Consider the following 21988-nt stretch of genomic DNA (forward strand, 5'->3'; position numbering starts at 1 on the left):
GCGTAACCGGGGGCAAGGCACCTGCACCGCCAAAGGAGACCCACCCACATGATCCGTACCATCGCCTCGACCCTCGCCGCCGCCACTGTCGCCGCCGCCATCGCGGCGCCTGCCGCCGCCGCCGACGTACAGGTCGCCTCGCAAGGGCCGGTGGTCGAACTGTCGGTGACCGAGACGGTCAAGGCCCGGCCCGACATCGCCAACGTCAGCGCCGGAGTCACCACCAACGCTCCGACCGCGGTCGCCGCGATGGCGGCCAATGCGCAGGCGATGGACGCGGTGATCGCGCGCATCAAGGCGCTGGGCGTGCGGGCCGAGGACATCCAGACCGCCGGCATCAATCTTGGCGCACAATACGATTACGACCAGGCCGAACGGCGCCAGGTGTTCCGCGGCTATCAGGCATCGAACCGGGTCAGCGTGACCTTGCGCGACGTGAAGCGCACCGGGCCGGTGCTCGATGCGCTGGTCGCCGTCGGTGCGACCGACATCGGCGGACCGGATTTCTCGATCGACGACGACACCGCCCCGCGCGCGCAGGCCCGCAAGGCCGCCTTCGACAAGGCGCAGGCGCAGGCGACCGAGTATGCGCGCTGGGCCGGCTACACCGGCGTGCGTGTGCTGTCGGTCAGCGAAGCGGTCAATCCGGGGCGCCCGATGCCGCAGATGATGGAGGCGCGCGCCGTGTCCGCCGATGCCAAGAGCACGCCCGTGGAGCCGGGCCTCGTCGGCACCGCCGTCACCGTTTCGGTGACATTCGAGATGACGCGCTGATCGCCTGAACGGGCAGCGGGGCCCACATTCACGGGTTGTTCAATGCGCCGTGGCTAGGCACGAAGTCGTCATGAAGAAGATGGTCGCACCCTTCGTATCGGCGGTTCTTGCCGCCACCCTGGCGCTCCCCGCGTCGCCCGCGCTCGCCCAGCGCAACGATCAGGGCGAAGCGCGCAAGGAGATGCGGGCGGGCAACGTGCTCAGCCTGCGCCAGATCGAAGGGCGCGTGCTGCCGACGATGCCGGGCAGCGAATATCTCGGCCCGGCCTACGATTCGACCGCGATGGCCTACCGCCTGAAATTCATCAAGGATGGCCGGGTGACCTATGTCGACGTCGATGCGCGGACCGGCCGGGTGCTCGGCGTATCGCGATAGGCGGTCTTTCGGAAACCGCCGGCTCGGTTGACGCGTTCATCTTGCGCGCCCACATCCGGGCCGGAAGATAACGGGGACCACTCGCCCATGCGCATCCTGATCGTCGAGGACGAACCGCCCCTCGGCAAGCAGCTCAAATCCACGCTGGAGCAGAACGGCTATGCCGTCGACCTGTCGACCGACGGGGAGGATGGGCATTTCCTCGGCTCGACCGAGGAATACGATGCGGTGATCCTCGACCTCGGCCTGCCGGAAATCGACGGGCTGACGGTGCTGGGCATGTGGCGCAAGGAAGGGCGCAAGTTCCCCGTCCTCGTGCTGACCGCGCGCGACAGCTGGTCCGACAAGGTCGCCGGGCTCGATGCCGGCGCGGACGATTATCTCGCCAAGCCGTTCCAGACCGAGGAACTGATCGCCCGCCTGCGCGCGCTGATCCGCCGGGCCAGCGGCAACACCAGCAGCGAGCTCACCGCCGGCCCCGTCCGCCTCGACACCCGTTCGGGCCGCGTCACGCTGGACGGCGAACCGGTCAAGCTGACCGCGCAGGAATACAAGCTGCTGAGCTACCTCATGCACCACAAGGGCAAGGTCGTCAGCCGCACCGAACTGATCGAACATATCTACGACCAGGATTTCGACCGCGATTCGAACACGATCGAGGTCTTCGTCACCCGCATCCGCAAGAAGCTGGGTGCGGACGTCATCACCACCATCCGTGGCCTCGGTTACAGCCTCGACGACCCCGACGAACAGCCGCGCGCCAACTGATCCGGCAGGCCCCGCCGCGGCACCCGCCGCGGACGGCCAGCCGGTGACGGTCGCCGCGGCTGCTCCGACGCCGGGCCCGGGCCATACCGGTAGCCTGACGCGGCGCATCATGCTGATCGCGTTCGGCTGGATCGCGATCCTGCTGCTGGCCGGCGGTTTCGCGCTCGACCGGACGCTGACCAACCTCGTCGAAAAGAACTTCGACGACCAGCTCGGCTACATGCTCACCGCGATGATCTCGTCGGTGGAGATCGTTCCCGACGGGTCGGGCGAGGTCTATTTCATCCGGCCGTTGGGCGACCAGCGTTTCCTCGAGCCCAACAGCGGCCTCTACTGGCAGATCACCGGCAAGGGGCAGGACGACTACCTCAGCCGCAGCCTGTGGGACCGCACGCTGAAGGTCCGCGCCGAACCCGGCAACGCGGACACGCAGATTTACGATTCCGACCAGTTCGCGGGCGAACCGCTGCGGATCGCGGAACGCGCGATCATGCTGCCCGGCAGCGATACGACCTGGACGTTCGCCGTCGCCTCCAGCCGGGGCGAGCTCAATTCGCAGATCGCCCGCATCCGCTCGATCCTGTACTGGAGCTTCGCGGTGCTGGGCTTCGGCCTGTTCGCGATGGCGATGGCGCAGACGTGGTACGGCCTCGGCCCGCTGCGGCGCGTTCGCAAGGCGATCCAGACGATGCGGGTCGGCGGGTCCAACCGCGTCACCGATCCGCTGCCGCTTGAGGTGCAGCCGCTGGTCGAGGAACTGAACGCGCTGCTCGCCCACTCCGAACGGCAGGCGGAAGAGGCGCGTACCCACGCCGGCAACCTCGCCCATGCCCTGAAGACCCCGCTCACCGTCATCAACAACGCCGCCACCGCCCGGGCCGACGACCTGTCGGAGACCGTCATCCGCGAATCGGGCACGATGCGCCGTCACGTCGACCATCACCTCGCTCGCGCGCGCGCCGTGGGTCGCCGGGCGGTGGGCCATGCCAACACGCCCGTCTGCGAAAGCGCGGAGGCGGTGCGCCGCGCGGTGGAGCGGCTCTATCCCGACGTCCGCTTCGACATCGCCGGCAATCGCAAGGCCGCCGTCGCGATCGAGCGGCAGGACCTCGACGAAATCCTCGGCAACCTCATCGAAAACGCGGCCAAGTACGGCGGCGGCAGCGTCTTCGTCACCGTCGATGCCGAACCCGAGGCCGCCGAGTGCGCGATCTGGGTGGAGGACGACGGCACCGGCATTCCCGAGGCGGAGCGCGTCCGCATCTTCGATCGCGGCGCGCGGCTCGACACCGGCAAGCCCGGCACCGGCCTCGGCCTCGCGATCGTGCGCGACGTGGCGGAAATCTACGGCGGCTCGGTCACCCTGGGCGAGAGCGAGGATTTGGGTGGATTGATGGTCCGGCTCGGTTTGCCCCGCGCGGGGGCGGGGGTATAGGCGCCGCCTCCTGACCCGGGCGGAGATGTTGGCATGAGCGATGCGATGCGCCGGACGATACCGGTCGCCGTTCTCGCCGCCGCCATCGCGATCCTCGGCGGACTGTACCTGTCGGGCCAGCACGGCGCGTTCGCATGGATCATGCGTCACTGGCTGGTCATGTTCGACATGCCGCCTTTCGCCGACGCGGAAGGAATGCTGGGCGCGATCGAGTGCGAGCGGGCGGGGATCGAGACCTATCTCGGCAACCCCTGCGATCCGAAGGCGCGGCCGTTCGTCTACACCCCGACGTGGAAGCTGCTGACCGCGCTGCCGGTGACCCGCGCCTGGACGCTGCCGGTGGTCGCGGTGTCGATCCTCGCGTTCCTCGCCGCGCTGTGGGCGCTGCCGCCTGCGAAGGATCGCCGCGGGCTGGCGTTCCGCATTGCCGCCGTCCTGTCGCCGAGCACGCTGATGGCGATCGAGTACGGCAACAACGAGATGCTGATCTTCGCCCTCGCGGTCGCGGGCGCGATTCTTGTTGCTCGGAGCTGGACGGCGCGCGTGGCCGCCTACGCGGTCTTCTTCCTACTCGGGCTGCTGAAGTACTTCCCGTTCACCGCGCTCGCCCTCGCGCTACGCGAGCGACCGGCGCGCCTGTTCGCGGTGAGCGCCGCGACGGCGCTCGGTCTCGCACTGTTCGCCGCTCTTGCGGGCGAGCAACTCCGCCTCAGCCTCGCGAACATCCCCAGCATGTCGGCCATGAGCTACGTCTTCGGGGTCAAGAACTTCTCCGACCTGATGACGGCCTCGGGTGTGACGGGACCGGTGCCGGTTTTCGTGCGCGGGATCCTTACCGCGATCGTCGTGGGCGGGGCGGTGGTGTTAGCATTGAAGGCCGAAGTCCGTTCGGCGGCCGGGTCGCTCGACGAAGGCACGCGCATCTTCCTGTTGGTGGGCGGCATCCTTACCGTATCGGCCTACCTTCTCGCGCAGAACGTCGCCTACCGGCAGGTGCATATGCTGATGGTCCTGCCCGCCCTCCTCGCCATCGCCGCGCGTGAAGGGAGCGACCGGCGCTGGCGGGCGCTGCCGTGGATCGCGGTCGGCCTGATGTACGCCTTCACCATCCGCATGGGCATCCGCGCCCCGTTCGGCGAGGACACGCCCGCGTTCGCGATCCTGACCCTCGCGGGCTTTTTCGCGCGCGAGCTTGCGTGGCTGGTGCAGGCGACCGTCGTGCTCGCGCTGGTGATCGCTGCGTTTCCGCCCGTGCCCTTGCTCGAGCGACTGCGGACCTTGCGCCCGGTGCGCTAGCCGCCTGCCGGCCGGCCTGCGCGATTATGATGCCGGATCACCTCGTCGATCACGAAGCGGATGAATTTCTCGCTGAATTCGGGGTCGAGGTCCGATTCCTCGGCCAGTTGACGGAGCCGGGCGATCTGCGCCGCCTCGCGCGCGGGATCGGCGGGGGGCAGGGCGTTGGCGGCCTTGTGACGGCCGACCGCCTGGGTGATCCGGAACCGTTCGGCCAGGATGTGGATCAGCGCCGCGTCGAAATTGTCGATGCTCTTGCGATAGGCGGCGAGGGTCGCGTCGGAGGCGGCCGCGGCGGACGGTGTGTCGGGTTGCTCGGTCATCCGCCGGGCACGATAGCGGCGATTCCGTGCTTGCCAAGCAACCCGCGCTTTCGCATGGCCAAGCGGTGACTGCCGATATCGTCCCGCTCAAGCGCCGGTCCGACCGTGCGCCGTCGCTCGATCCGATGCTCGCGCTGACCGCGCAGGGCATGAACGCGGTGAACGCGGTCATCCTCGACCGGATGCAGTCGAAAATCCCCCTCATCCCGGCGCTCGCGGGCCACCTGATCTCGGGCGGGGGCAAGCGGCTGCGCCCGATGCTGACGCTCGCCGGGGCGGAGCTTGTCGGGTATTCGGGCAATCGCCATCACAAGCTCGCCGCCGCGGTCGAGTTCATCCATACCGCGACGCTGCTGCACGACGATGTCGTCGACGGCAGCGACCTCAGGCGGGGCAAGGCGGCGGCCAACATCATCTTCGGCAATCCCGCCACCGTGCTCGTCGGGGATTTCCTGTTCAGCCGCGCGTTCGAGCTGATGACCGAGGACGGCAGTCTCAAGGTCCTGCGCATCCTGTCGAACGCCAGCGCGGTCATCGCGGAAGGCGAGGTCGACCAGCTGACCGCGCAGCGCCAGATCGAAACCAGCGAGGAACGCTACCTCTCGATCATCGGGGCCAAGACCGCCGCCCTGTTCGCCGCCGCCAGCCGCATCGCGGCGGTCGTGGCCGAATGCGACGAGCGGGCCGAGCAGGCGCTCGACGACTACGGCCGCAACCTGGGCGTGGCGTTCCAGCTCGTCGACGATGCGATCGACTACGATTCGGATGCGACGACGATGGGCAAGGCGCGCGGCGACGACTTCCGCGAAGGCAAGATGACCTTGCCCGTAATCCTCGCCTACGCGCGCGGAGACCAGGACGAACGCAAGTTCTGGCAGGACGCGATATCCGGCCGCCGCGAGGGCGACGATGCGCTGGCGGAGGCGACCCGCCTCATCGCGCGCCACGACGCGGTCGAGGCGACCCGCGAGCGCGCCCGCCACTTCGCCGCCCGCGCGATCGACGCGCTGTCGATCTTTCCCGACGGTAACGCCCGCCGCGCGATGGCCGAAGCCGCCGAATTCGCGGTGGCCCGCGGGTACTGACTTACGCTTTCCTACCGCCCGCGCAATGTGGCAGGCCAGGCCGATGCACCGTCGTGTTCTTTCCCTGCCCCTTATTCCTGCCATGCGCGGGGACGAGGACAGCGCGATGGCTAAGGTGACAAACGCGACAGCCCGAAACGCTGGTTTACAGATGATTCAGGCGGGTCAGGGTTTGCGGAAAAGCACCCCGATCAGTGTGACACCGTGACCGACCTGCCCATCCACGCGGTTCTGCCGGACCTGCTAGCCGCGCTGCGCGAGGCCACCGGAGCGGTGCTGATTGCGCCGCCGGGGGCGGGCAAGACGACCGCGGTCGCGCCGGCGCTGATCGGCGAGGCATGGTGCGCCGGTCAGGTCATCGTCACCTCACCCCGCCGGGTCGCGGCCCGCGCTGCGGCCGAACGAATGGCGGACCTGCTGGGCAAGAAGGCGGGGCAGACGATCGGCTACGCCACCCGCATGGACACCCGCCAGTCCGCCGCCACCCGCGTGCTGGTCGTGACCGAGGCGATCCTCGTCAACCGGTTGCTCGACGACCCCGAGATGGCGGGCGTCTCCGCGATCCTTTTCGACGAAGCGCACGAGCGGCATCTCGACGGCGATCTGGGGCTGGCGCTCGCGCTCGAAAGCCAGGCCGTCCTGCGCGAGGATTTGCGCGTGCTGGTGATGAGCGCCACCATCGACGGCGCGCGGTTCGCGCGGATGCTCGGCCCCGATGCGCCGGTGATCGAGAGCGCGGGCAAAGCCTATCCGCTGGATATCAGGTGGTTGGGTTCGGACCCGCGCAAGCGCACCGAGGACGCGGTGGCCGATGCGGTCGCGGTCGCCTGGCGCGAAGAGGACGGCGATGTCCTGGCGTTCCTCCCCGGCGTCGGCGAGATCGAGCGGGTGCGGGAGCGGCTGGAGGGGCGGCTGCCGGACACCGCGATCCTGCCGCTGCACGGGCAGGTGGATCCCGCCGGCCAGCGCGCCGCGATCCGGCGCGACCCGAACGGGCGGCGGCGGGTGGTGCTGGCGACGAGCATCGCGGAAACCTCGCTCACGCTCGACGGCGTGTCGGTGGTGGTCGACAGCGGCCTTGCCCGGCGCGCCGAGTTCGACAAGGCGGCGGGGACCACGCACCTCGTCACCGGCCGGGCGAGCCAGGCTGCCGCGGCCCAGCGCGCCGGGCGGGCGGCGCGGCAGGGGCCGGGCGTCGCTTACCGATTGTGGGAGGAAGCCGCGCACCCCGGCCGCCCGCCCTACGATCCGCCAGAGATGCTGACCGCCGATCTTGCGCCGCTGGTGCTATCGCTGGCGCGCTGGGGAGCGGGCGATCCGGCGGCGCTCCCGTGGCTCGACCCGCCGCCCGCCGCGAGTCTCGCCGCAGCCCGCTCACGGCTGCAGGCACTTGGGGCGCTGGGAGCGGACGGGCGGATCACCGACCGCGGACGCCACCTCGCCGCTCTGCCGCTCGACCCGGCGCACGCGGCGATGGTCCTGGCCGGCGCGCAGGCCGGGGAAGGGGAAGCCGCCGCGCGGCTGGCCCTGCTGCTGCAGGAACGCGGCCTCGGCGGGCGGGGGGAAGACCTGGACGCGCGCCTGCGCCGCTGGTCCGCCGATCGCTCGCCCCGCGCCGAGGCGAGCCGCAAGCTGGCCGCCGGCTGGGCGCGCAAGGCCGGCGAACTCGTCGGAAAGGCTCGGGAGGAATGCGCTCCGCTCGCGGTCCACCTGCTTGCCGGGCTGCCGGACAATCTCGCGCGCCGCCGCGATCCCTCGGGCGAGCACTGGCTGTCGGCCGGCGGGCGCGGCTACCTACTCGATCCGGCCAGCCCCCTCGCGCGGGCGGAGTGGCTCGCGATCGGCGACGCGCAGGGTTCGGCCCGGGGCGCGCGCATCACCGCCGCGCTGGCGCTCGATGGGGCCGACGTGGAGCGCTGGCTGGCCGGGCGGATTGAACGGCGCAGCGTGCTGTCGTGGACCGGCAGCCGGGTGGACGCACGACTGGAACGGCGCATCGGGGCGATTACGCTCGCCAGCGGGCCCGACCCGTCTCCAGACGGCGGGGCGGTTGTCGACATGCTTGTGGACAAGGCGCTGGAAAACCTGTCGACGATCGTTCCGCGCGACCTCGCCGCCCGGGCGCGGTTCGCGGGGCTGGATGCACTATCGGACGCGGCCTTGCGCGGCAGCGCCGATCTCTGGCTGCGGCCTTTGCTGGAGGGGCGCCGCGATCTCGATCTGCCGCGCGGCAGGGTGGTCGATGCACTTCTCGGCCTGCTCGACTGGGACGCGCGGCAGCGGCTCGACAGGCTGGCCCCGCGCGAGTTCGTCTCTCCGGCCGGAACGTCGCACGCGATCGACTACGCCGGCGACGATGCCCCGGGCGTGGAGGTCAGGGTGCAGGCGCTGTTCGGGCTCGACCGGCAACCGATGATCGGCAGCACGCCGCTGCTGCTCAAACTCACCAGTCCGGCCGGTCGCCCCATCCAGTCGACGCGCGACCTGCCCGGGTTCTGGCGGGGCAGCTGGCGCGATGTCGTGAAGGGCATGAAGGGCCGCTATCCCCGGCACCGCTGGCCCGACGAGCCGTGGACCGAAAAGCCGAGCCTCAAGACCAAGAACGCCTTTTCCCGCTCCGAAAGCTGATTTAAGGGACCCGCCATGGCCGCACGCATCTATCAACGCCCGAAAACCGCCATGCAGTCCGGCAAGGCGCTCACCGACCAGTGGATTCTCGAGTTCGAGCAGTCCGAGGCGCGCGAGGCCGATCCGCTGATGGGCTGGACCGGAAGCGGCGACACGCAGGCGCAGGTCGTCCTGCGGTTTCCGAGCAAGGAAGAAGCGGTCGCCTACGCGATCAAGTACGGCATCGCCGCCCGGGTCCACGCCACGCCGCCCAAGACGCTCAAGATTCAGGCCTACGCCGACAATTTTCGCTGATTGATTTTGGCGCGCGCCGCCGCCATATGCCGGCCCGGGAGTCGGTCGGACGTTTGCGTTCGCTCACCGGGTCAGGTCCGGAAGGAAGCAGCCCAGGTGGATTGCGACGGGTCGGCCGGCTCCTATTCCTCATGACATTCCGCGCGCCAGTCCCTAGCTTCAGGGCATGACCGATTCCGGGGACATGTTCGGCGACAGCCCCGCCGAGGAACAGGACGACGCGCCCACCGCCGCCGAACTCGAGGCGGCAGGGCAAAGCGCGATGTTCGGCGACCCCGCGCACGCGCCGACCCCTGCGCCCACACCGGCGGCGGCGCCGGTTCCGCAGGCGGAAGCCGCTTCGAACCAGCCTTACCGGGTCCTTGCTCGCAAGTACCGGCCGCAGACTTTCAGCGAGCTCATCGGGCAGGAGCCGATGGTCCGCACGCTCGCCAATGCGATTAAGCGCGACCGGCTGGCGCACGCGTTCCTGATGACCGGCGTGCGCGGGGTCGGCAAGACGTCCACCGCGCGGCTGATCGCCAAGGCCCTGAACTGTATCGGACCGGACGGGCAGGGCGGCCCGACGATCGATCCGTGCGGCCAGTGCGAGCCCTGCCGCGCCATCGCGGAAGGTCGTCACATCGACGTGATCGAGATGGACGCCGCTTCCAACACCGGCGTCGACGACGTGCGCGAGATCATCGAGGCGGTGCGCTACGCCGCGGTTTCGGCGCGCTACAAGATCTACATCGTCGACGAAGTCCACATGCTGTCACGCAACGCGTTCAACGCGCTGCTCAAGACGCTCGAGGAACCGCCGGCGCACGTGAAGTTCCTCTTTGCTACGACCGAGGTCGAAAAGCTGCCGGTTACCGTGCTCAGCCGGACCCAGCGGTTCGACCTGCGCCGTATCCCCGCCGAGCTTCTCCAGCAGCATTTCGCTAGCGTCTGCCGCCAGGAAGGCGTCGAAGCCGAGGACGAGGCGCTGCACCTCATCGCCGGCGCGGCGGAAGGCTCGGTTCGCGACGGGCTGTCGATCCTCGACCAGGCGATCGCGCATGCCGATCTCGATACCGACGGCAAGGTCACCGCGGAGCGTGTGCGCGAAATGCTTGGCCTCGCCGACAAGGGCGCGCAGCGGAGACTGTTCGCCTGCCTGCTCGAAGGCGATGCGAAGGGGCTGATGGCGGCGCTAACCGACCAGTACGCGCTCGGCGTCGAACCGCTCGCGCTGATGCGGTCGCTGATGGACCTTACCAATCACATCGCGGTAACGCAGGTCGGCGGCAGCGGCGCTGATGCGCCCACCGCCGAAGAGCGCGCCACGATCGAGGAATGGGCGGGTCGCCTGTCCCCCGGCCAGATCCACCGGCTGTGGCAGCTCCTGCTCAAGGGCTATGACGAGGTGAAGGGCGCGCCCGACCCGCTCGTCGCCGCGCAGATGGCCCTGCTGCGGGCGCTCCATGCCGCCGACATGCCGGATCCGGGCGGGCTGGCGAAGAAGCTCGAGGAACTGGCCGCGCGCGCCGCCGCGACTGCTGCAGCAGCTGCGCCGGCATCCGGTGCCGCCGCCGCCGTCGACGACACGCCCCCGCCGGCCGCCGCGATCGACTGGGCCGAACTCGTGGAGCGGATCGAGCGCGAGACCGGTTCGCTCCATCTCGCCTCCCGCCTCCGCATGCAGGTGCGACCCGTCGAGGTGATGGAGGGCAAGGTCGTCTACGCCCAGCCGGGCAGCTTCGCCGACGACCTGCAACCCGAATTGAAGCAGGCCCTGCTCGAACTCACCGGCCACCGCTGGCAGGTCGAGAAGGTCGCCGAAGGTGGCGAGCCCACGCTCGTCGAACGCCAGCAGGCCGTGAAGGCCGATGCGGAGGCGAAACTGCGGGCCCATCCGCTGGTGGAAGCGACCTTCGCCGCGTTCCCCGACGCCGAAATGCTGCCCGACGATGAGGGCGGCACCCAATCAGTCCCATGGAGACGAAACGCATGAAATCGATGGAAGAAATGCTCGCCGCCGCGCAGCAGGCCGCCGAAACGATCCAGCAGCAGATGGGCGACGCCCAGGCCAAGCTCGACAGCATGGAAGTCGAAGGCACCGCAGGCGGCGGCCTCGTGAAGATTCGCGCCACCGCCAAAGGCCGCATCCTTGGCGTCAGCATCGACGATTCGCTGATCGTGCCCAACGACAAGGGCATGCTGGAAGACCTCGTCGCCGCGGCCTTCAACGATGCGCGCGGCAAGGCCGACCGGGTTGCCGGCGAAGAGATGGCCAAGATCCAGAGCGGCATGGGCCTGCCGCCCGGTCTCAATATCCCGGGACTCGGCTGACGCGCCTGCGCGTGGTACGGGTAGCGAAACGAAACTCGAGAGGACTGGCGCGATGGCTACGATGATGAACGACAATGCGGCGGGCAACGATGCCGACATCCGTGCGCAGGTGTCCGACGAGGAATGGGCGGTCCGCGTCGACCTCGCCGCCGCCTATCGCCTCGTCGCGCACTACGGGTGGGACGACCTCATCTTCACCCACCTGTCGGCCCGCGTGCCGGGGCCTGAACATCATTTCCTCATCAACCCCTACGACATGATGTTCGAGGAGATCACCGCCTCCAGCCTCGTCAAGATCGACACCGAGGGGCAGCCGGTGATCCCGACGACCCATCCGGTGAACCCGGCGGGCTTCACGATCCATTCGGCCCTGCACATGAACTGCGAAGATGCCCACGCGGTGATGCACCTCCACACACCCGACGGGCAGGCGGTGAGCGCGATGTCGGAAGGGCTGCTCGAACACACTCAGACCGGCATGATCGCGCGGCACGACATCGCCTACCACGACTACGAAGGCATCGCGACCGACCTCGAGGAACGCGAACGGCTGGTCGAGGACATGGGCGACAAGCACGCGATGATCCTGCGCAACCACGGCACGCTCGCCATCGGCCGGACGGTCGCCGAGTGTTTCCTGCGGTTGTACTTTATCGAACGCGCGTGCACGGCGCAGGTGCGGATGCTGAGCGCCGGGCGGGAGAACCTGAACAACCCGCCGCAGGGCACGCCGGAAAAGGTCAGCCAGCAAAGCGCTGCGCCCGGCATGAACGCGGTCGCCAACATCCTCGCGTGGCCGGCTCTTCTGCGCAAGCTCGACCGGCTCGATCCCTCGTTCCGCAACTGATCGGGGTTAAACCGTTCCTAATCCGGACCCGCGTGGTTAACCGGATGTAACCGGCGGCGGGTTCGCGCCATGCAGTGCGCATGGCGCTTTCGCTGCTCATCGCCGCGCTCGCAGTTACAAATCCCTCGGGAGATGGGGAGGCGCGGGGCGTCGTGCAGGTATCGCTGCAGGTGATGGCAGTCTGCCGGGTTTCCGTCGCAACGGTACCGGCGGAAGGCCTGCCGACCCGGCGCCCGGCGGTCGCGTGTCCGGACCGGGTGCCCCGCACCCTCACCGTAATCGAGCCGCCTCCGCCTCGACCGATGGTCATCCGCGCATCGCTGGCGAACCCGTACGCAGCCCCCGAGCCGCGCATCGTCGCGGTCGATTTCTAGGCGTCCACAGCCCCGCCCCGGGCGGCCATTGCACCCCTGCGGCGACGACCCCATATCCTTCCGCCAAGGACGGATATTCACCCATGAACCAGCTTTTTCCCCTTCTTCCCCTGCGCGATATCGTGGTCTTCCCCGGCCAGGTCGTCTCGCTCTTCGTCGGCCGCGACAAGTCGGTCGCCGCGCTCGAGGCGGCTATGGAAGGCGAGAAGGACATCTTCCTCGTCGCTCAGCTCGATCCCGGAACCGACGATCCTTTGGACGACGACCTGTACGATACCGGTGTCGTCGCCCAGGTGCTCCAGCTCCTGAAGATGCCCGACGGCACCGTGCGCGTTCTGGTCGAGGGCACGGCGCGCGCCGCGCTCGTCGCCATGCGCGCCGAAGGCAACTTCGTCGTCGCCGAGGTGGAGCGCAAGGAACCCGAAACCGCCGCCGGAAGCGAAGTCGTCGCGACGATGCGGCAGGTCGTCGAACAGTTCGGCGACTATGCCAAGCTCAACAAGAAGCTGGGCGAGGGGGCCGGGCAGGACCTCGGCGACATCGACGATGCGGGCGAGCTTGCCGATACCATCGCTGCCGCCCTGCAGGGCAAGGTCGCCGACAAGCAGGCGTTGCTGGTCGAACGCGACCCGCTGAAGCGGCTGGAAATGGTCATGAGCTTCATGGAGGGCGAACTCTCCGTGCTGCAGGTCGAGCGCAAAATCCGCGGCCGCGTGAAACGGCAGATGGAGAAGACGCAGCGCGAGTATTACCTCAACGAACAGTTGAAGGCGATCCAGAACGAACTGGGCGGCGGCGACGGCGAGGACGGCGACGAGATCGCCGAACTGACCGACAAGATCGCCAATACCAAGCTCAGCAAGGAAGCCCGCGCAAAGGCGGAGAGCGAGCTCAAGAAGCTCAAGACCATGCAACCGATGAGCGCCGAGGCGACCGTCATCCGCAACTATCTCGACGTGCTGCTCGGCCTGCCGTGGGGCAAGAAGAGCAAGGTCAAGAAGGACATCGCGAAGGCGCAGGCCGTTCTCGACGAGGACCATTACGCCCTCGAGAAGGTCAAGGACCGCATCGTCGAATATCTCGCGGTGCAGGCGCGGACCAACAAGCTGAAGGGGCCGATCCTGTGCCTCGTCGGCCCGCCGGGTGTGGGCAAGACAAGCCTCGGCAAGTCGATCGCCAAGGCGACGGGCCGCGAGTTCGTGCGCCAGTCGCTTGGCGGCGTGCGCGACGAGGCCGAGATCCGGGGCCACCGCCGCACCTACATCGGATCGCTGCCGGGGAAGATCGTCTCGAACCTCAAGAAGGCGGGGACGAGCAATCCGCTGTTCCTGCTCGACGAGATCGACAAGCTGGGTCAGGATTTTCGTGGCGACCCCGCCTCGGCGCTGCTCGAAGTGCTCGATCCGGAACAGAACTCGAAGTTCCAGGATCACTATCTCGAGCTCGATCTCGACCTAAGCGACATCATGTTCGTCACCACCGCGAACAGCCTGAACCTGCCGCAGCCCCTGCTCGACCGGATGGAGATCATCCGGCTGGAAGGGTACACCGAAGACGAGAAGGTCGAGATCGCCCAGCGCCATCTCGTCGCCAAGCAGGTCGACGCGCACGGACTCAAGGACGGCGAATTCACGCTGACCGAAAACGCGCTGCGCGACCTCATCCGGTACTACACGCGCGAAGCCGGCGTCCGGACCCTGGAGCGCGAGATCGCCCGGTTGGCGAGAAAGAGCCTGCGCCGTATCCTCGAAGGCAAGGACACGGCCGTCACCATCACGCCGGATAACCTGGGCGAGTTCGCGGGCGTCCGGAAGTTCAAGCACGGCGTTTCGGACACCGAGGCGCAGGTGGGTGCGGTCACCGGCCTCGCCTGGACCGAAGTCGGCGGCGAACTGCTGTCGATCGAGAGCGTCACCACGCCGGGCAAGGGCGAGGTCAAGACGACCGGCAAGCTGGGCGAGGTGATGAATGAAAGCGTCGCGGCGGCCTTCAGCTTCGTGAAGGCCCGCAGCCCCGCCTACGGAATCAACCCGCGCATTTTCCAGCGCAAGAACATCCATATCCACCTGCCCGAAGGTGCCGTCCCCAAGGATGGACCGAGCGCCGGTATCGGCATGGTGACGTCGATCGTCTCCACCCTTTCGGGGGTCGCCGTGCGACCCGACGTGGCGATGACCGGCGAGGTTACCCTGCGCGGCCGGGTCCTGGCCATTGGCGGCCTCAAGGAGAAGCTGCTCGCGGCCCTGCGCGGCGGCATCAAGACGGTCCTTATCCCGGAGGAGAACGTCAAGGATCTGGCGGAGATTCCGCAGGCCATCCGCGACGGGCTCGAGATCGTTCCTGTCAGCCATGTCGACCAAGTGCTCGAACGCGCGCTGGTCGCGCCGCTCGATCCCATCGACTGGACCGAGGCGGACGATCTTGCCAGTCAGCCGGTGCCGCCTGCCGGGGGGGAAGGCGCGACCGCGCACTGAAATCGACCCGACGCTACGGAAACGGCATCCGACGCGCGAAATCGTCCGGATACCGTCCAAGCCGGGATTTGCCTTTGACTCGGGACTGAAATGCCTTTCAAGTCCTGCGCTTTCATAGCGGGCCGATTCTGGGCAGGCATCGCCTGGCGAACGGTCGACGCCAAGGGGGCAGGAATGAACAAGAACGATCTCGTGGCGGCTGTCGCGGAAACAGCCGGTCTTTCCAAAGGCGACGCGGCCAGCGCGGTCGAAGGCGTGTTCGACGCCATTACGGGTGCGCTGAAGAAAGGCGACGAGGTGCGACTGGTCGGCTTCGGCACGTTTACCGTGGCGCGCCGCAAGGCGTCGACCGGGCGCAATCCGCGCACCGGCGAACCGATGAAGATCAAGGCGTCGAACCAGCCCAAGTTCAAAGCCGGCAAGTTGCTCAAGGACAGCGTGAACTAGCGTATCGCGCTGGGGACGCGATCGGCGTTCCTATGCGGTGCGGCTGGCTACCGCGTAGAGCGCCACGGCGGCGGCGTTGGAGACGTTGAGGCTTTCCATCACTTCCGCAATAGGTAGCCGGGCGAGCGCATCGCAGTGCGCGGCGATGTTGTGCCGCATCCCTTCTCCTTCCGCCCCCAGAACCAGCGCGACCTGGCCTGCGGGCAGCGCCTCGGCCAGTGTCACATCGGCTTCGCCCGCGAGACCGATGCGCCAGTAACCGGCCTCGGCCAGTTCCTCGAGCGAACGGGCGAGGTTCACCACGCGGACCCACGGCACGATTTCCAGGGCGCCGCTGGCGCTCTTGGCCAGCACGCCCGATTCGGGCGGGGCATGCCGGTCCTGCGTCACGATCGCCGCCGCGCCGAACGCCGCGGCCGAACGCAGGATCGCGCCGACATTGTGCGGATCGGTCACCTGATCGAGCACGAGCACCGGTCCGGTATCGTCATCGAGCACATCGGCCAGGAACACGTCCTCGAGCGGAGCGCATTCCAGAACGAGGCCCTGATGCGGTGCATCGCGAGTGACGAGACGGGCGAGGTCGGCACCGTCGGCCCATTCGACCGGAAAATCGCTCGGTAGTTCGCCGTCGAGCGACGCGACCCCTTCACGGGTCGCCCACAGCTTGCGATGCTGCCGCTCGGGGTTCTTGAGTGCAGCCTCGACCGCATGGCGGCCCCACAGGCGAACCTGCCCGGTGCTCGCGCGTCCCGATCCGCGACCGCCCTGCATGCGGCCCGCCCGTCCGCGCATCGCGCGTTTCTGTTGTCCCTTCGCCATCGTCGGCGCCCTGCCAGCAGGGCGGTTGACAGGCAAGCATCGCTTCGCCATTGCGCGCGTCTCTCGGCCGGCCGGCCCCTGCAAGGGGGTCATCCCAAACGATCCGGCAGGCCCTGTGTGGACAGGTGGCCGAGTGGTTAAAGGCAGCAGACTGTAAATCTGCCCGCGCAAGCGTACGCTGGTTCGAATCCAGCCCTGTCCACCATATCTTTTCCGCAGATGGGCGGCTTTACTTGCCGCCGGCGGGTGGGGGCGTGCAGAAACGGTTATGGACAAGAAGATACCGACATCTCAGGCGGGGCGGGCCCGAGAAACGCGGCGTCAGCGCAAGCTGTCGCGCATGGCGAAGGGCGGGGTTGCGGCCGTCACCTTGATCACGACAGCGATGTGGGGATATCTGTTCCTCGTCAACTAAAGGACGATCTAACCAGATCGATTGCACCGACGAGCGAGTTTCGCGTTCGCCTTCCGCCTACGTGGCGACTAGGAGCCACAAGTCATCATGCTAGGCGCAATTCGACCATTCGCTAACGAGCGCATCACGAAGGATCAGTCACGCTACTTCGATGCGTGGCGGGGTGGCTCGGCCATTGCCGTCTTGCTTGGTCATATCGTCCCGCTCTATTTCGATGGCGAACGTCTTTTTCCGGCGATGGCTGGCGCTGCCGTCATGGCCTTCTTCTGCATCAGTGGCTTTTTCATTCACAAGTCGATTGTGAGCAAGCTGCGTGCCGATGGTCTGGATTGGCGCAGCTATGGTGCCGCGCGCATCAACCGTATCGTTCCGACATTCGTTTTCGCTCTCGTGATAACCTGGGTTTGTTGGGCGATCGCCCCGTATGTATTTGCCAGCGGCACGCGTGCATTCGTCAATCCCACGGTCCGCGAGGTCATCTCTCTCGAAGGGTTCTGGCGAACCGCGTTCTTCCTCAACAATTTCCTCGGGTATACGGTCTCGGCCAACGGCCCCTTGTGGTCGCTGTCGTACGAAGTCTGGTTCTACTTCGGGGCGGCAGCGCTGGCTGCGGGGCTGGCCGGGAATAGGATGGCTTATGCGGCCCTTCTCGTCATCGTGGTTCTGATCATCCTCAACCCACTGTTCATCGTCTGGGGCTTTTTCTGGGGCATGGGGGGAGTCGTCTCGATCCTTCATGCAAACGACAAGCTGCCAGCTGTGTCCGGGCGCTTCTCGGCGGCGGTCGCGTTGCTGCCGGCGATCGGGATCGTGGGCGTGATCCTTGCTCCCGACGATCTTGCCTACTGGGCAACCCCTGTCTTCCAGATGTTGTTCGGTGTGTGGTTTATCGTCCACATGGTTCGGGCCTTGACCGTCGCTGCGCTGCCCAAAGCTCCTCGTATGGTGGCAGCAGCGGCTTACTCGTACACCCTTTACGTGATCCATTTTCCACTGACATTGCTTGCTTACGGCATCAACGAAAGTCCGTGGTTTGCCGTGATTGCAGGCATTGCCATTTTGGGTTTCGCGGCTTTGGTGGGCCCAAGGATTGAATCTATCTCCATCCTGCGCCGACGGCGGCCATCCCCCGTCGTGTCGAGCTAGAGAGGCTCGCCGTTCGACGAATTGCACCATCCTTCGTCGACGGTTGACCTTGTCCCAGTGCTGGCTCGAGACTAATCCGCGACGATGACCAATCCCGTCATCTCGGCCACCGGCCTCTTCACTCCGCCAGAAACGATCTCGAACGAAGAGCTCGTCGCAAGTTACAACGCCTATGCCGAGCGGTTCAACGCCGAGCGGCATGCCGAGATCGAGGCGGGCGAGACACAGGCGCTGGAGCCGAGCTCCGTCGAATTCATCGAGAAGGCGAGCGGCATCAAGGCGCGGCACGTCATGGACAAGGCGAGCGTGCTCGACCCCGAGACCATGTGCCCGCGCATCCCGGAGCGGGCCAACGACGAACTGTCGATCATGGCGGAAATCGGGGTGGCGGCGGCGACCCAGGCGCTCGAAGCGGCTGGGCGCGCGCCCTTGGAGGTCGATGCGGTTCTGTGCGCCGCGTCGAACATGCAGCGCGCCTATCCCGCTATGGCGATCGAGATCCAGCATGCGCTGGGGATCGACGGATTCGGGTTCGACATGAACGTCGCGTGCTCGTCGGCCACTTTCGGCATTCAGACGGCCGCCGACTACATTCGTGCGGGCAATGCGCGCAGCGTGCTGGTCGTCAGCCCGGAGATCACCAGCGGCCACCTCAACTGGCGCGACCGGGACAGCCATTTCATCTTCGGCGACGTCGCGACCGCCGTATTGGTCGAAAGTAGCGACATGGCCCCGGCCGGGCACTGGGACATTCTCGGCACGAAACTGAAGACCGTCTACTCCAACAATATCCGCAACAACTTCGGCTTCCTCAATCGCACGGCCCCTGGCAGCAGCGACACCGCCGACAAGCTGTTCGTCCAGGAAGGACGCAAGGTGTTCAAGGAGGTCGTGCCGATGGTCGCGGCGATGATCGTGGAGGAAGCGGAGCGGCTCGGCATCGATCCGCACACCCTTCGCCGCCTGTGGCTTCACCAGGCGAATGCGGGGATGAACCGGCTCATCGCGCAAAAGGTGCTCGGGCACGAGGCGACGGCCGACGAGAGCCCGACCGTGCTCGACACGTACGCCAACACCTCCAGCGCCGGTTCGATCATCGCCTTCCACAAGCATTCGTCCGACCTTGCGGCGGGCGACACGGGCCTCATCTGCTCGTTCGGCGCGGGGTATTCCGCCGGCACCGTCTTCGTGCGCAAGGCGGCTTAGGCTTGTGAGCGGCTGCGCGACGACCTAAGCCTTCGCCGATGGCCGGAGAGATACTCGACAACAAGGGTCGCGGCGACGCGCACTGGCGCTGGCCTTCGGTTCATCCGGAAGGGCGCAAGTTCGCGCTGATCACCGGCGCGGCCAGTCTCGTCACCGCCGTCCTAGCATGGGAAACGATCGCGTGGCCGCTCGCCTTCCTGATGCTGGGCGTGCTTGCGTTCTTCCGCGATCCGGAACGGGTCGTGCCGCAGGGCGACAACCTCATCGTGTCGCCTGCCGACGGGCTGGTGTCGCTCATCGCGGAGGTCGAACCTCCGGCCGAACTGCGGATCGACGACGGCAGCGGCGCCCCGGGTCTGGGAGCGGGACCGGTTACCCGCATTTCCATCTTCATGTCGGTGTTCGACGTCCACATCAACCGTACCCCCATCGGCGGGACCGTGAGGCGGGTCGTCTACATCCCCGGCAGGTTCATGAACGCGGACCTCGACAAGGCGAACGAGGAAAACGAACGCCAGCACATTCTGGTCGAGCGGGCGGATGGTATTGCGGTCGGGTTTACCCAGATCGCCGGTCTGGTGGCGCGAAGGATCGTGCCGTTCGTCAAGCCCGGCGACATGGTCGCAGCCGGGCAGCGGGTGGGCCTGATCCGCTTCGGCAGCCGGGTGGATGTTTATCTCCCCGCCGGGACCAGCGCGAAAGTCGTACTGGGTCAGACGGTGGTCGCGGGTGAAACGGTGCTTGCGGAAAGCGGCACGCAGATACTGATCGAAGGGGTGAGCCAGTAATGCCGGACGAAACGCCGAGGATCGGCCCGAAGGCGGCAGAGGATGAGATTCCGCTGCGACCACGCGGCAGGTCTCGCGGGCTGGCCATGCGGGGCGTGGTACCCAACGCGATCACCGCGGCGGCCATGTGCGCCGGGCTGACCGGTATCCGGTTCGCAATCGGCGGAATGTGGAAGGAGGCCGTTTTGGCCGTCGTCCTTGCCGGCGTGCTGGACGGGATCGACGGGCGAATGGCGCGGCTGCTCAAGGCACAGTCGCGGTTCGGGGCGGAGCTCGACAGCCTCGCCGATTCGCTCAGCTTCGGCACGGCGCCCGCGCTGATTCTGTTCCTCTGGTCGCTCGGCGATCTGACCCGGCTCGGCTGGTTTGCCGCACTGGCGTTCGCAATCGCGGGGGCCCTGCGGCTGGCACGCTTCAACGCGCAGATCGACGTGAAGGAGCAGCCGCACAAATCGGCGGGTTTCCTGACCGGTATTCCCGCGCCGGTGGGGGCGGGGCTGGCGTTCCTGCCGGTCTACCTGTGGCTGGCGACTGGCGAGCCTCTGTTCCGCGATCCGCGCCTCGTGGCGCCGTGGACCGCGTTCGTCGGATTCCTGATGATTTCCAATCTCGCCACGCTCAGCTGGGGGCGGATGCGTCCGCGCAGCGACGTGCGGCTGGCGGTAATCGCGATCGTCGGTCTGGTGTTCGCGGCCCTGTTGCTGGAACCGTGGTGGACGTTGTCGGCGATCTGCCTCGGCTATCTCGCCACGATGCCCTGGTCGATCGCGCGTTATGCGCGGATCAAGCGGCAGCGCGCAGCGGCCGCGAGACCTGTGCCCGAACCGTTCGACGCTGCGACGCGCGATTTGCACTGACGGGGCGAAGGACCGGCATCGCCGCATGCCCGGCGACATCGGCGAACGTCACGGTAATCCGCCGGTCGCTCGCCAAACGAACCATGTCGCCCCGAAACAGCCGGAATGCATTCCGGCCGCGAATAGCTGCGTCCGCAAGCGCGAATGCACTGGCGACGGCGACGGTAGCGAGCAAAGCGATGGACAGGACGGCGATCATCGGACGGTACCTTCTTGGCGACCCCGGCTGTTCGTCACGATGTTGACAGCCTGTGGACGACTAGTGGAAAACCTCACGTCGAGGGCGGTTCCCGCGACTCGTTCCAATGTTCCCTTTTTGTTCCCCTCCGTCAAGCGATTACGCGCCAGGCGAAGGCTGATGTGCGACGAAACGAGGGTGGATTTTTCCCTGCGCGGTCGCTAAGTGCCCCGCCGTCGTCGGCGAATCCCCTTGGATCGCAGCAGGCAAATCCACATGGAGAGCACCATATACCGGTGCCGCGCGGCGGGATCACCGCCCCGGTTCCAGCTCTCCAGAGGTTCAACCGGAAAGGAATTACCTATGGCGGCTCCGACCGTCTCCATGCAGCAACTCATCGAGGCCGGCGCGCACTTCGGCCACCAGACCCACCGCTGGAACCCGCGGATGAAGCCGTACATTTTCGGCGCCCGCAATGGTGTGCACATCATCGACCTGTCGCAGACCGTGCCGCTGATGGCGCGCGCGCTCGACTTCATCCAGGATACCGTTCGTTCGGGCGGCAAGGTCCTGTTCGTCGGCACCAAGCGCCAGGCGCAGGAGCCGATCGCCGAGGCCGCCCGCCGTTCGGGCCAGCATTTCGTCAACCACCGCTGGCTGGGCGGCATGCTCACCAACTGGAAGACGATCTCGGGCTCGATCCGCGAACTGAAGAACCTCGAGGAAATGCTTTCGGGCGACACGAGCGGCCTCACCAAGAAGGAAGTGCTCAACCTTACCCGCAAGCGCGACAAGCTCGAGCTCTCGCTCGGCGGCATCCGCGACATGGGCGGCGTGCCCGACGTGATGTTCGTGATCGACGCGAACAAGGAAGACCTCGCGATCAAGGAAGCCGGCGTGCTCGGCATCCCAGTCGTCGCGGTGCTCGATTCGAACGTCGATCCCAGCGGCATCGCCTTCCCGATCCCGGGCAACGACGACGCTGCGCGCGCGGTGCGCCTCTACTGCGACGCGGTCGCCGAAGCGGCCAGCACCGGCAAGGGCAAGGCCACCGTAGATTCGGGCGAGGACATCGGCGCGATGGCCGAGCCCCCGGCCGAAGCCGCCGCTGCCGAAGCGTAAGAAGCGCTTCCCACACCTGA

22 protein-coding genes, 1 tRNA gene and 1 other RNA gene are annotated in these 21988 nt (G+C 67.3%); 22 read left to right on the forward strand and 2 right to left on the reverse strand.

Going from position 1 to position 21988, the window contains the following annotated elements; translation table 11 throughout:
- The first annotated feature begins 48 nt into the window (after positions 1 to 48).
- From D4766_RS11510 to D4766_RS11530, 5 genes are all read left to right on the forward strand, one after another.
- Positions 49 to 774, forward strand: coding sequence for an SIMPL domain-containing protein (locus D4766_RS11510; RefSeq protein ID WP_120717574.1), 726 nt, complete (start codon positions 49 to 51; stop codon positions 772 to 774).
- Positions 775 to 853: 79 nt separating this feature from the next.
- On the forward strand, positions 854 to 1150 hold the full coding sequence (locus D4766_RS11515) for a PepSY domain-containing protein (RefSeq protein WP_407701515.1): 297 nt from the start codon (positions 854 to 856) through the stop codon (positions 1148 to 1150).
- A gap of 87 nt (positions 1151 to 1237) precedes the next feature.
- Positions 1238 to 1918 carry a response regulator transcription factor gene (locus D4766_RS11520; protein WP_120717576.1) on the forward strand — a complete coding sequence of 227 codons (681 nt, stop codon included), beginning with the start codon at positions 1238 to 1240 and terminating at the stop codon, positions 1916 to 1918.
- A 109-nt stretch (positions 1919 to 2027) separates the two neighbouring features.
- Complete coding sequence (locus tag D4766_RS11525) at positions 2028 to 3353, forward strand: sensor histidine kinase (protein WP_120717577.1); 1326 nt, start codon at positions 2028 to 2030, stop codon at positions 3351 to 3353.
- 33 nt (positions 3354 to 3386) lie between these two features.
- Positions 3387 to 4649 carry a hypothetical protein gene (locus D4766_RS11530; protein ID WP_120717578.1) on the forward strand — a complete coding sequence of 421 codons (1263 nt, stop codon included), beginning with the start codon at positions 3387 to 3389 and terminating at the stop codon, positions 4647 to 4649.
- Here the strand turns inward: D4766_RS11530 and D4766_RS11535 are convergent.
- A complete protein-coding gene (locus D4766_RS11535; protein ID WP_120717579.1) occupies positions 4646 to 4972 on the reverse strand; it encodes a chorismate mutase in 327 nt (108 codons plus the stop codon). The genes D4766_RS11530 and D4766_RS11535 overlap by 4 nt on opposite strands.
- A gap of 65 nt (positions 4973 to 5037) precedes the next feature.
- On the opposite strand from D4766_RS11535, the gene D4766_RS11540 reads away from it, so the two are divergent.
- The 10 genes from D4766_RS11540 (at position 5038) to D4766_RS11585 (ending at position 15434) form a co-directional block, all read left to right on the forward strand.
- Positions 5038 to 6057, forward strand: a complete 1020-nt coding sequence (locus tag D4766_RS11540; RefSeq protein ID WP_120717580.1) for a polyprenyl synthetase family protein — start codon at positions 5038 to 5040, stop codon at positions 6055 to 6057.
- Between the two features lie 204 nt (positions 6058 to 6261).
- Positions 6262 to 8685 (forward strand): ATP-dependent helicase HrpB, encoded by a 2424-nt coding sequence (hrpB, locus tag D4766_RS11545; RefSeq protein WP_120717581.1) that lies wholly within the window; start codon positions 6262 to 6264, stop codon positions 8683 to 8685.
- Between the two features lie 15 nt (positions 8686 to 8700).
- The gene (locus tag D4766_RS11550; protein ID WP_120717582.1) at positions 8701 to 8979 is read left to right on the forward strand and encodes an ETC complex I subunit; all 279 of its coding nucleotides are present in this window, start codon (positions 8701 to 8703) and stop codon (positions 8977 to 8979) included.
- A gap of 34 nt (positions 8980 to 9013) precedes the next feature.
- An RNA gene (gene ffs / locus D4766_RS11555) (signal recognition particle sRNA small type) lies at positions 9014 to 9108 on the forward strand.
- A gap of 37 nt (positions 9109 to 9145) precedes the next feature.
- Positions 9146 to 10954, forward strand: coding sequence for a DNA polymerase III subunit gamma/tau (locus tag D4766_RS11560; protein WP_120717583.1), 1809 nt, complete (start codon positions 9146 to 9148; stop codon positions 10952 to 10954).
- Positions 10951 to 11292 (forward strand): YbaB/EbfC family nucleoid-associated protein, encoded by a 342-nt coding sequence (locus D4766_RS11565; protein WP_120718207.1) that lies wholly within the window; start codon positions 10951 to 10953, stop codon positions 11290 to 11292. Before D4766_RS11560 ends, D4766_RS11565 begins: the two co-directional genes overlap by 4 nt.
- Before the next feature lie 52 nt (positions 11293 to 11344).
- Complete coding sequence (locus D4766_RS11570; protein ID WP_234024797.1) at positions 11345 to 12139, forward strand: class II aldolase/adducin family protein; 795 nt, start codon at positions 11345 to 11347, stop codon at positions 12137 to 12139.
- Positions 12140 to 12219: 80 nt separating this feature from the next.
- Positions 12220 to 12513: a hypothetical protein gene (locus tag D4766_RS11575; RefSeq protein ID WP_120717584.1), complete on the forward strand. Its 294-nt coding sequence runs from the start codon at positions 12220 to 12222 to the stop codon at positions 12511 to 12513.
- Between the two features lie 83 nt (positions 12514 to 12596).
- On the forward strand, positions 12597 to 14987 hold the full coding sequence (lon, locus tag D4766_RS11580) for an endopeptidase La (RefSeq protein WP_120717585.1): 2391 nt from the start codon (positions 12597 to 12599) through the stop codon (positions 14985 to 14987).
- A gap of 174 nt (positions 14988 to 15161) precedes the next feature.
- Positions 15162 to 15434: an HU family DNA-binding protein gene (locus tag D4766_RS11585; protein ID WP_120717586.1), complete on the forward strand. Its 273-nt coding sequence runs from the start codon at positions 15162 to 15164 to the stop codon at positions 15432 to 15434.
- 30 nt (positions 15435 to 15464) lie between these two features.
- Here D4766_RS11585 and rlmB read toward each other — a convergent pair whose 3' ends face one another.
- A complete protein-coding gene (gene rlmB / locus D4766_RS11590) occupies positions 15465 to 16256 on the reverse strand; it encodes a 23S rRNA (guanosine(2251)-2'-O)-methyltransferase RlmB (RefSeq protein ID WP_120717587.1) in 792 nt (263 codons plus the stop codon).
- 119 nt (positions 16257 to 16375) lie between these two features.
- On the opposite strand from rlmB, the gene D4766_RS11595 reads away from it, so the two are divergent.
- From D4766_RS11595 to rpsB, 7 genes are all read left to right on the forward strand, one after another.
- Positions 16376 to 16461: transfer RNA gene (locus D4766_RS11595), tRNA-Tyr, on the forward strand.
- 63 nt (positions 16462 to 16524) lie between these two features.
- Positions 16525 to 16671: a hypothetical protein gene (locus D4766_RS13880; RefSeq protein WP_162935758.1), complete on the forward strand. Its 147-nt coding sequence runs from the start codon at positions 16525 to 16527 to the stop codon at positions 16669 to 16671.
- 87 nt (positions 16672 to 16758) lie between these two features.
- The gene (locus tag D4766_RS11600) at positions 16759 to 17817 is read left to right on the forward strand and encodes an acyltransferase family protein (protein ID WP_120717588.1); all 1059 of its coding nucleotides are present in this window, start codon (positions 16759 to 16761) and stop codon (positions 17815 to 17817) included.
- A gap of 84 nt (positions 17818 to 17901) precedes the next feature.
- Positions 17902 to 19023 carry a beta-ketoacyl-ACP synthase III gene (locus D4766_RS11605; protein ID WP_120717589.1) on the forward strand — a complete coding sequence of 374 codons (1122 nt, stop codon included), beginning with the start codon at positions 17902 to 17904 and terminating at the stop codon, positions 19021 to 19023.
- 38 nt (positions 19024 to 19061) lie between these two features.
- Entirely contained in the window at positions 19062 to 19811 is a 750-nt protein-coding gene (locus D4766_RS11610; RefSeq protein WP_120717590.1) for a phosphatidylserine decarboxylase, read from the forward strand.
- Positions 19811 to 20668, forward strand: coding sequence for a CDP-alcohol phosphatidyltransferase family protein (locus D4766_RS11615; RefSeq protein WP_120717591.1), 858 nt, complete (start codon positions 19811 to 19813; stop codon positions 20666 to 20668). The genes D4766_RS11610 and D4766_RS11615 overlap by 1 nt, the downstream gene beginning before the upstream one ends.
- Before the next feature lie 541 nt (positions 20669 to 21209).
- Entirely contained in the window at positions 21210 to 21968 is a 759-nt protein-coding gene (rpsB, locus tag D4766_RS11620; protein WP_120717592.1) for a 30S ribosomal protein S2, read from the forward strand.
- Positions 21969 to 21988: the final 20 nt, after the last annotated feature.

It is taken from the genome of Tsuneonella amylolytica (assembly GCF_003626915.1).
GTDB classification, from domain to species: Bacteria; Pseudomonadota; Alphaproteobacteria; order Sphingomonadales; family Sphingomonadaceae; genus Tsuneonella; species Tsuneonella amylolytica.

Bases quoted from the DNA above. Each gene is read 5' to 3' on its own strand.
- D4766_RS11615 (WP_120717591.1), top strand. From the start codon at position 19,811: ATGCCGGACGAAACGCCGAGGATCGGCCCGAAGGCGGCAGAGGATGAG.
- D4766_RS11560 (WP_120717583.1), top strand. From the start codon at position 9,146: ATGACCGATTCCGGGGACATGTTCGGCGACAGCCCCGCCGAGGAACAG.
- D4766_RS11570 (WP_234024797.1), top strand. From the start codon at position 11,345: ATGGCTACGATGATGAACGACAATGCGGCGGGCAACGATGCCGACATC.
- D4766_RS11515 (WP_407701515.1), top strand. From the start codon at position 854: ATGGTCGCACCCTTCGTATCGGCGGTTCTTGCCGCCACCCTGGCGCTC.
- D4766_RS11510 (WP_120717574.1), top strand. From the start codon at position 49: ATGATCCGTACCATCGCCTCGACCCTCGCCGCCGCCACTGTCGCCGCC.
- D4766_RS11530 (WP_120717578.1), top strand. From the start codon at position 3,387: ATGAGCGATGCGATGCGCCGGACGATACCGGTCGCCGTTCTCGCCGCC.
- rpsB (WP_120717592.1), top strand. From the start codon at position 21,210: ATGGCGGCTCCGACCGTCTCCATGCAGCAACTCATCGAGGCCGGCGCG.
- D4766_RS11600 (WP_120717588.1), top strand. From the start codon at position 16,759: ATGCTAGGCGCAATTCGACCATTCGCTAACGAGCGCATCACGAAGGAT.
- D4766_RS11565 (WP_120718207.1), top strand. From the start codon at position 10,951: ATGAAATCGATGGAAGAAATGCTCGCCGCCGCGCAGCAGGCCGCCGAA.
- D4766_RS13880 (WP_162935758.1), top strand. From the start codon at position 16,525: ATGGACAAGAAGATACCGACATCTCAGGCGGGGCGGGCCCGAGAAACG.
- D4766_RS11605 (WP_120717589.1), top strand. From the start codon at position 17,902: ATGACCAATCCCGTCATCTCGGCCACCGGCCTCTTCACTCCGCCAGAA.
- D4766_RS11520 (WP_120717576.1), top strand. From the start codon at position 1,238: ATGCGCATCCTGATCGTCGAGGACGAACCGCCCCTCGGCAAGCAGCTC.
- D4766_RS11550 (WP_120717582.1), top strand. From the start codon at position 8,701: ATGGCCGCACGCATCTATCAACGCCCGAAAACCGCCATGCAGTCCGGC.
- rlmB (WP_120717587.1), bottom strand. From the start codon at position 16,256: ATGGCGAAGGGACAACAGAAACGCGCGATGCGCGGACGGGCGGGCCGC.
- D4766_RS11585 (WP_120717586.1), top strand. From the start codon at position 15,162: ATGAACAAGAACGATCTCGTGGCGGCTGTCGCGGAAACAGCCGGTCTT.
- D4766_RS11610 (WP_120717590.1), top strand. From the start codon at position 19,062: ATGGCCGGAGAGATACTCGACAACAAGGGTCGCGGCGACGCGCACTGG.
- D4766_RS11575 (WP_120717584.1), top strand. From the start codon at position 12,220: ATGGCGCTTTCGCTGCTCATCGCCGCGCTCGCAGTTACAAATCCCTCG.
- lon (WP_120717585.1), top strand. From the start codon at position 12,597: ATGAACCAGCTTTTTCCCCTTCTTCCCCTGCGCGATATCGTGGTCTTC.
- D4766_RS11525 (WP_120717577.1), top strand. From the start codon at position 2,028: ATGCTGATCGCGTTCGGCTGGATCGCGATCCTGCTGCTGGCCGGCGGT.
- D4766_RS11535 (WP_120717579.1), bottom strand. From the start codon at position 4,972: ATGACCGAGCAACCCGACACACCGTCCGCCGCGGCCGCCTCCGACGCG.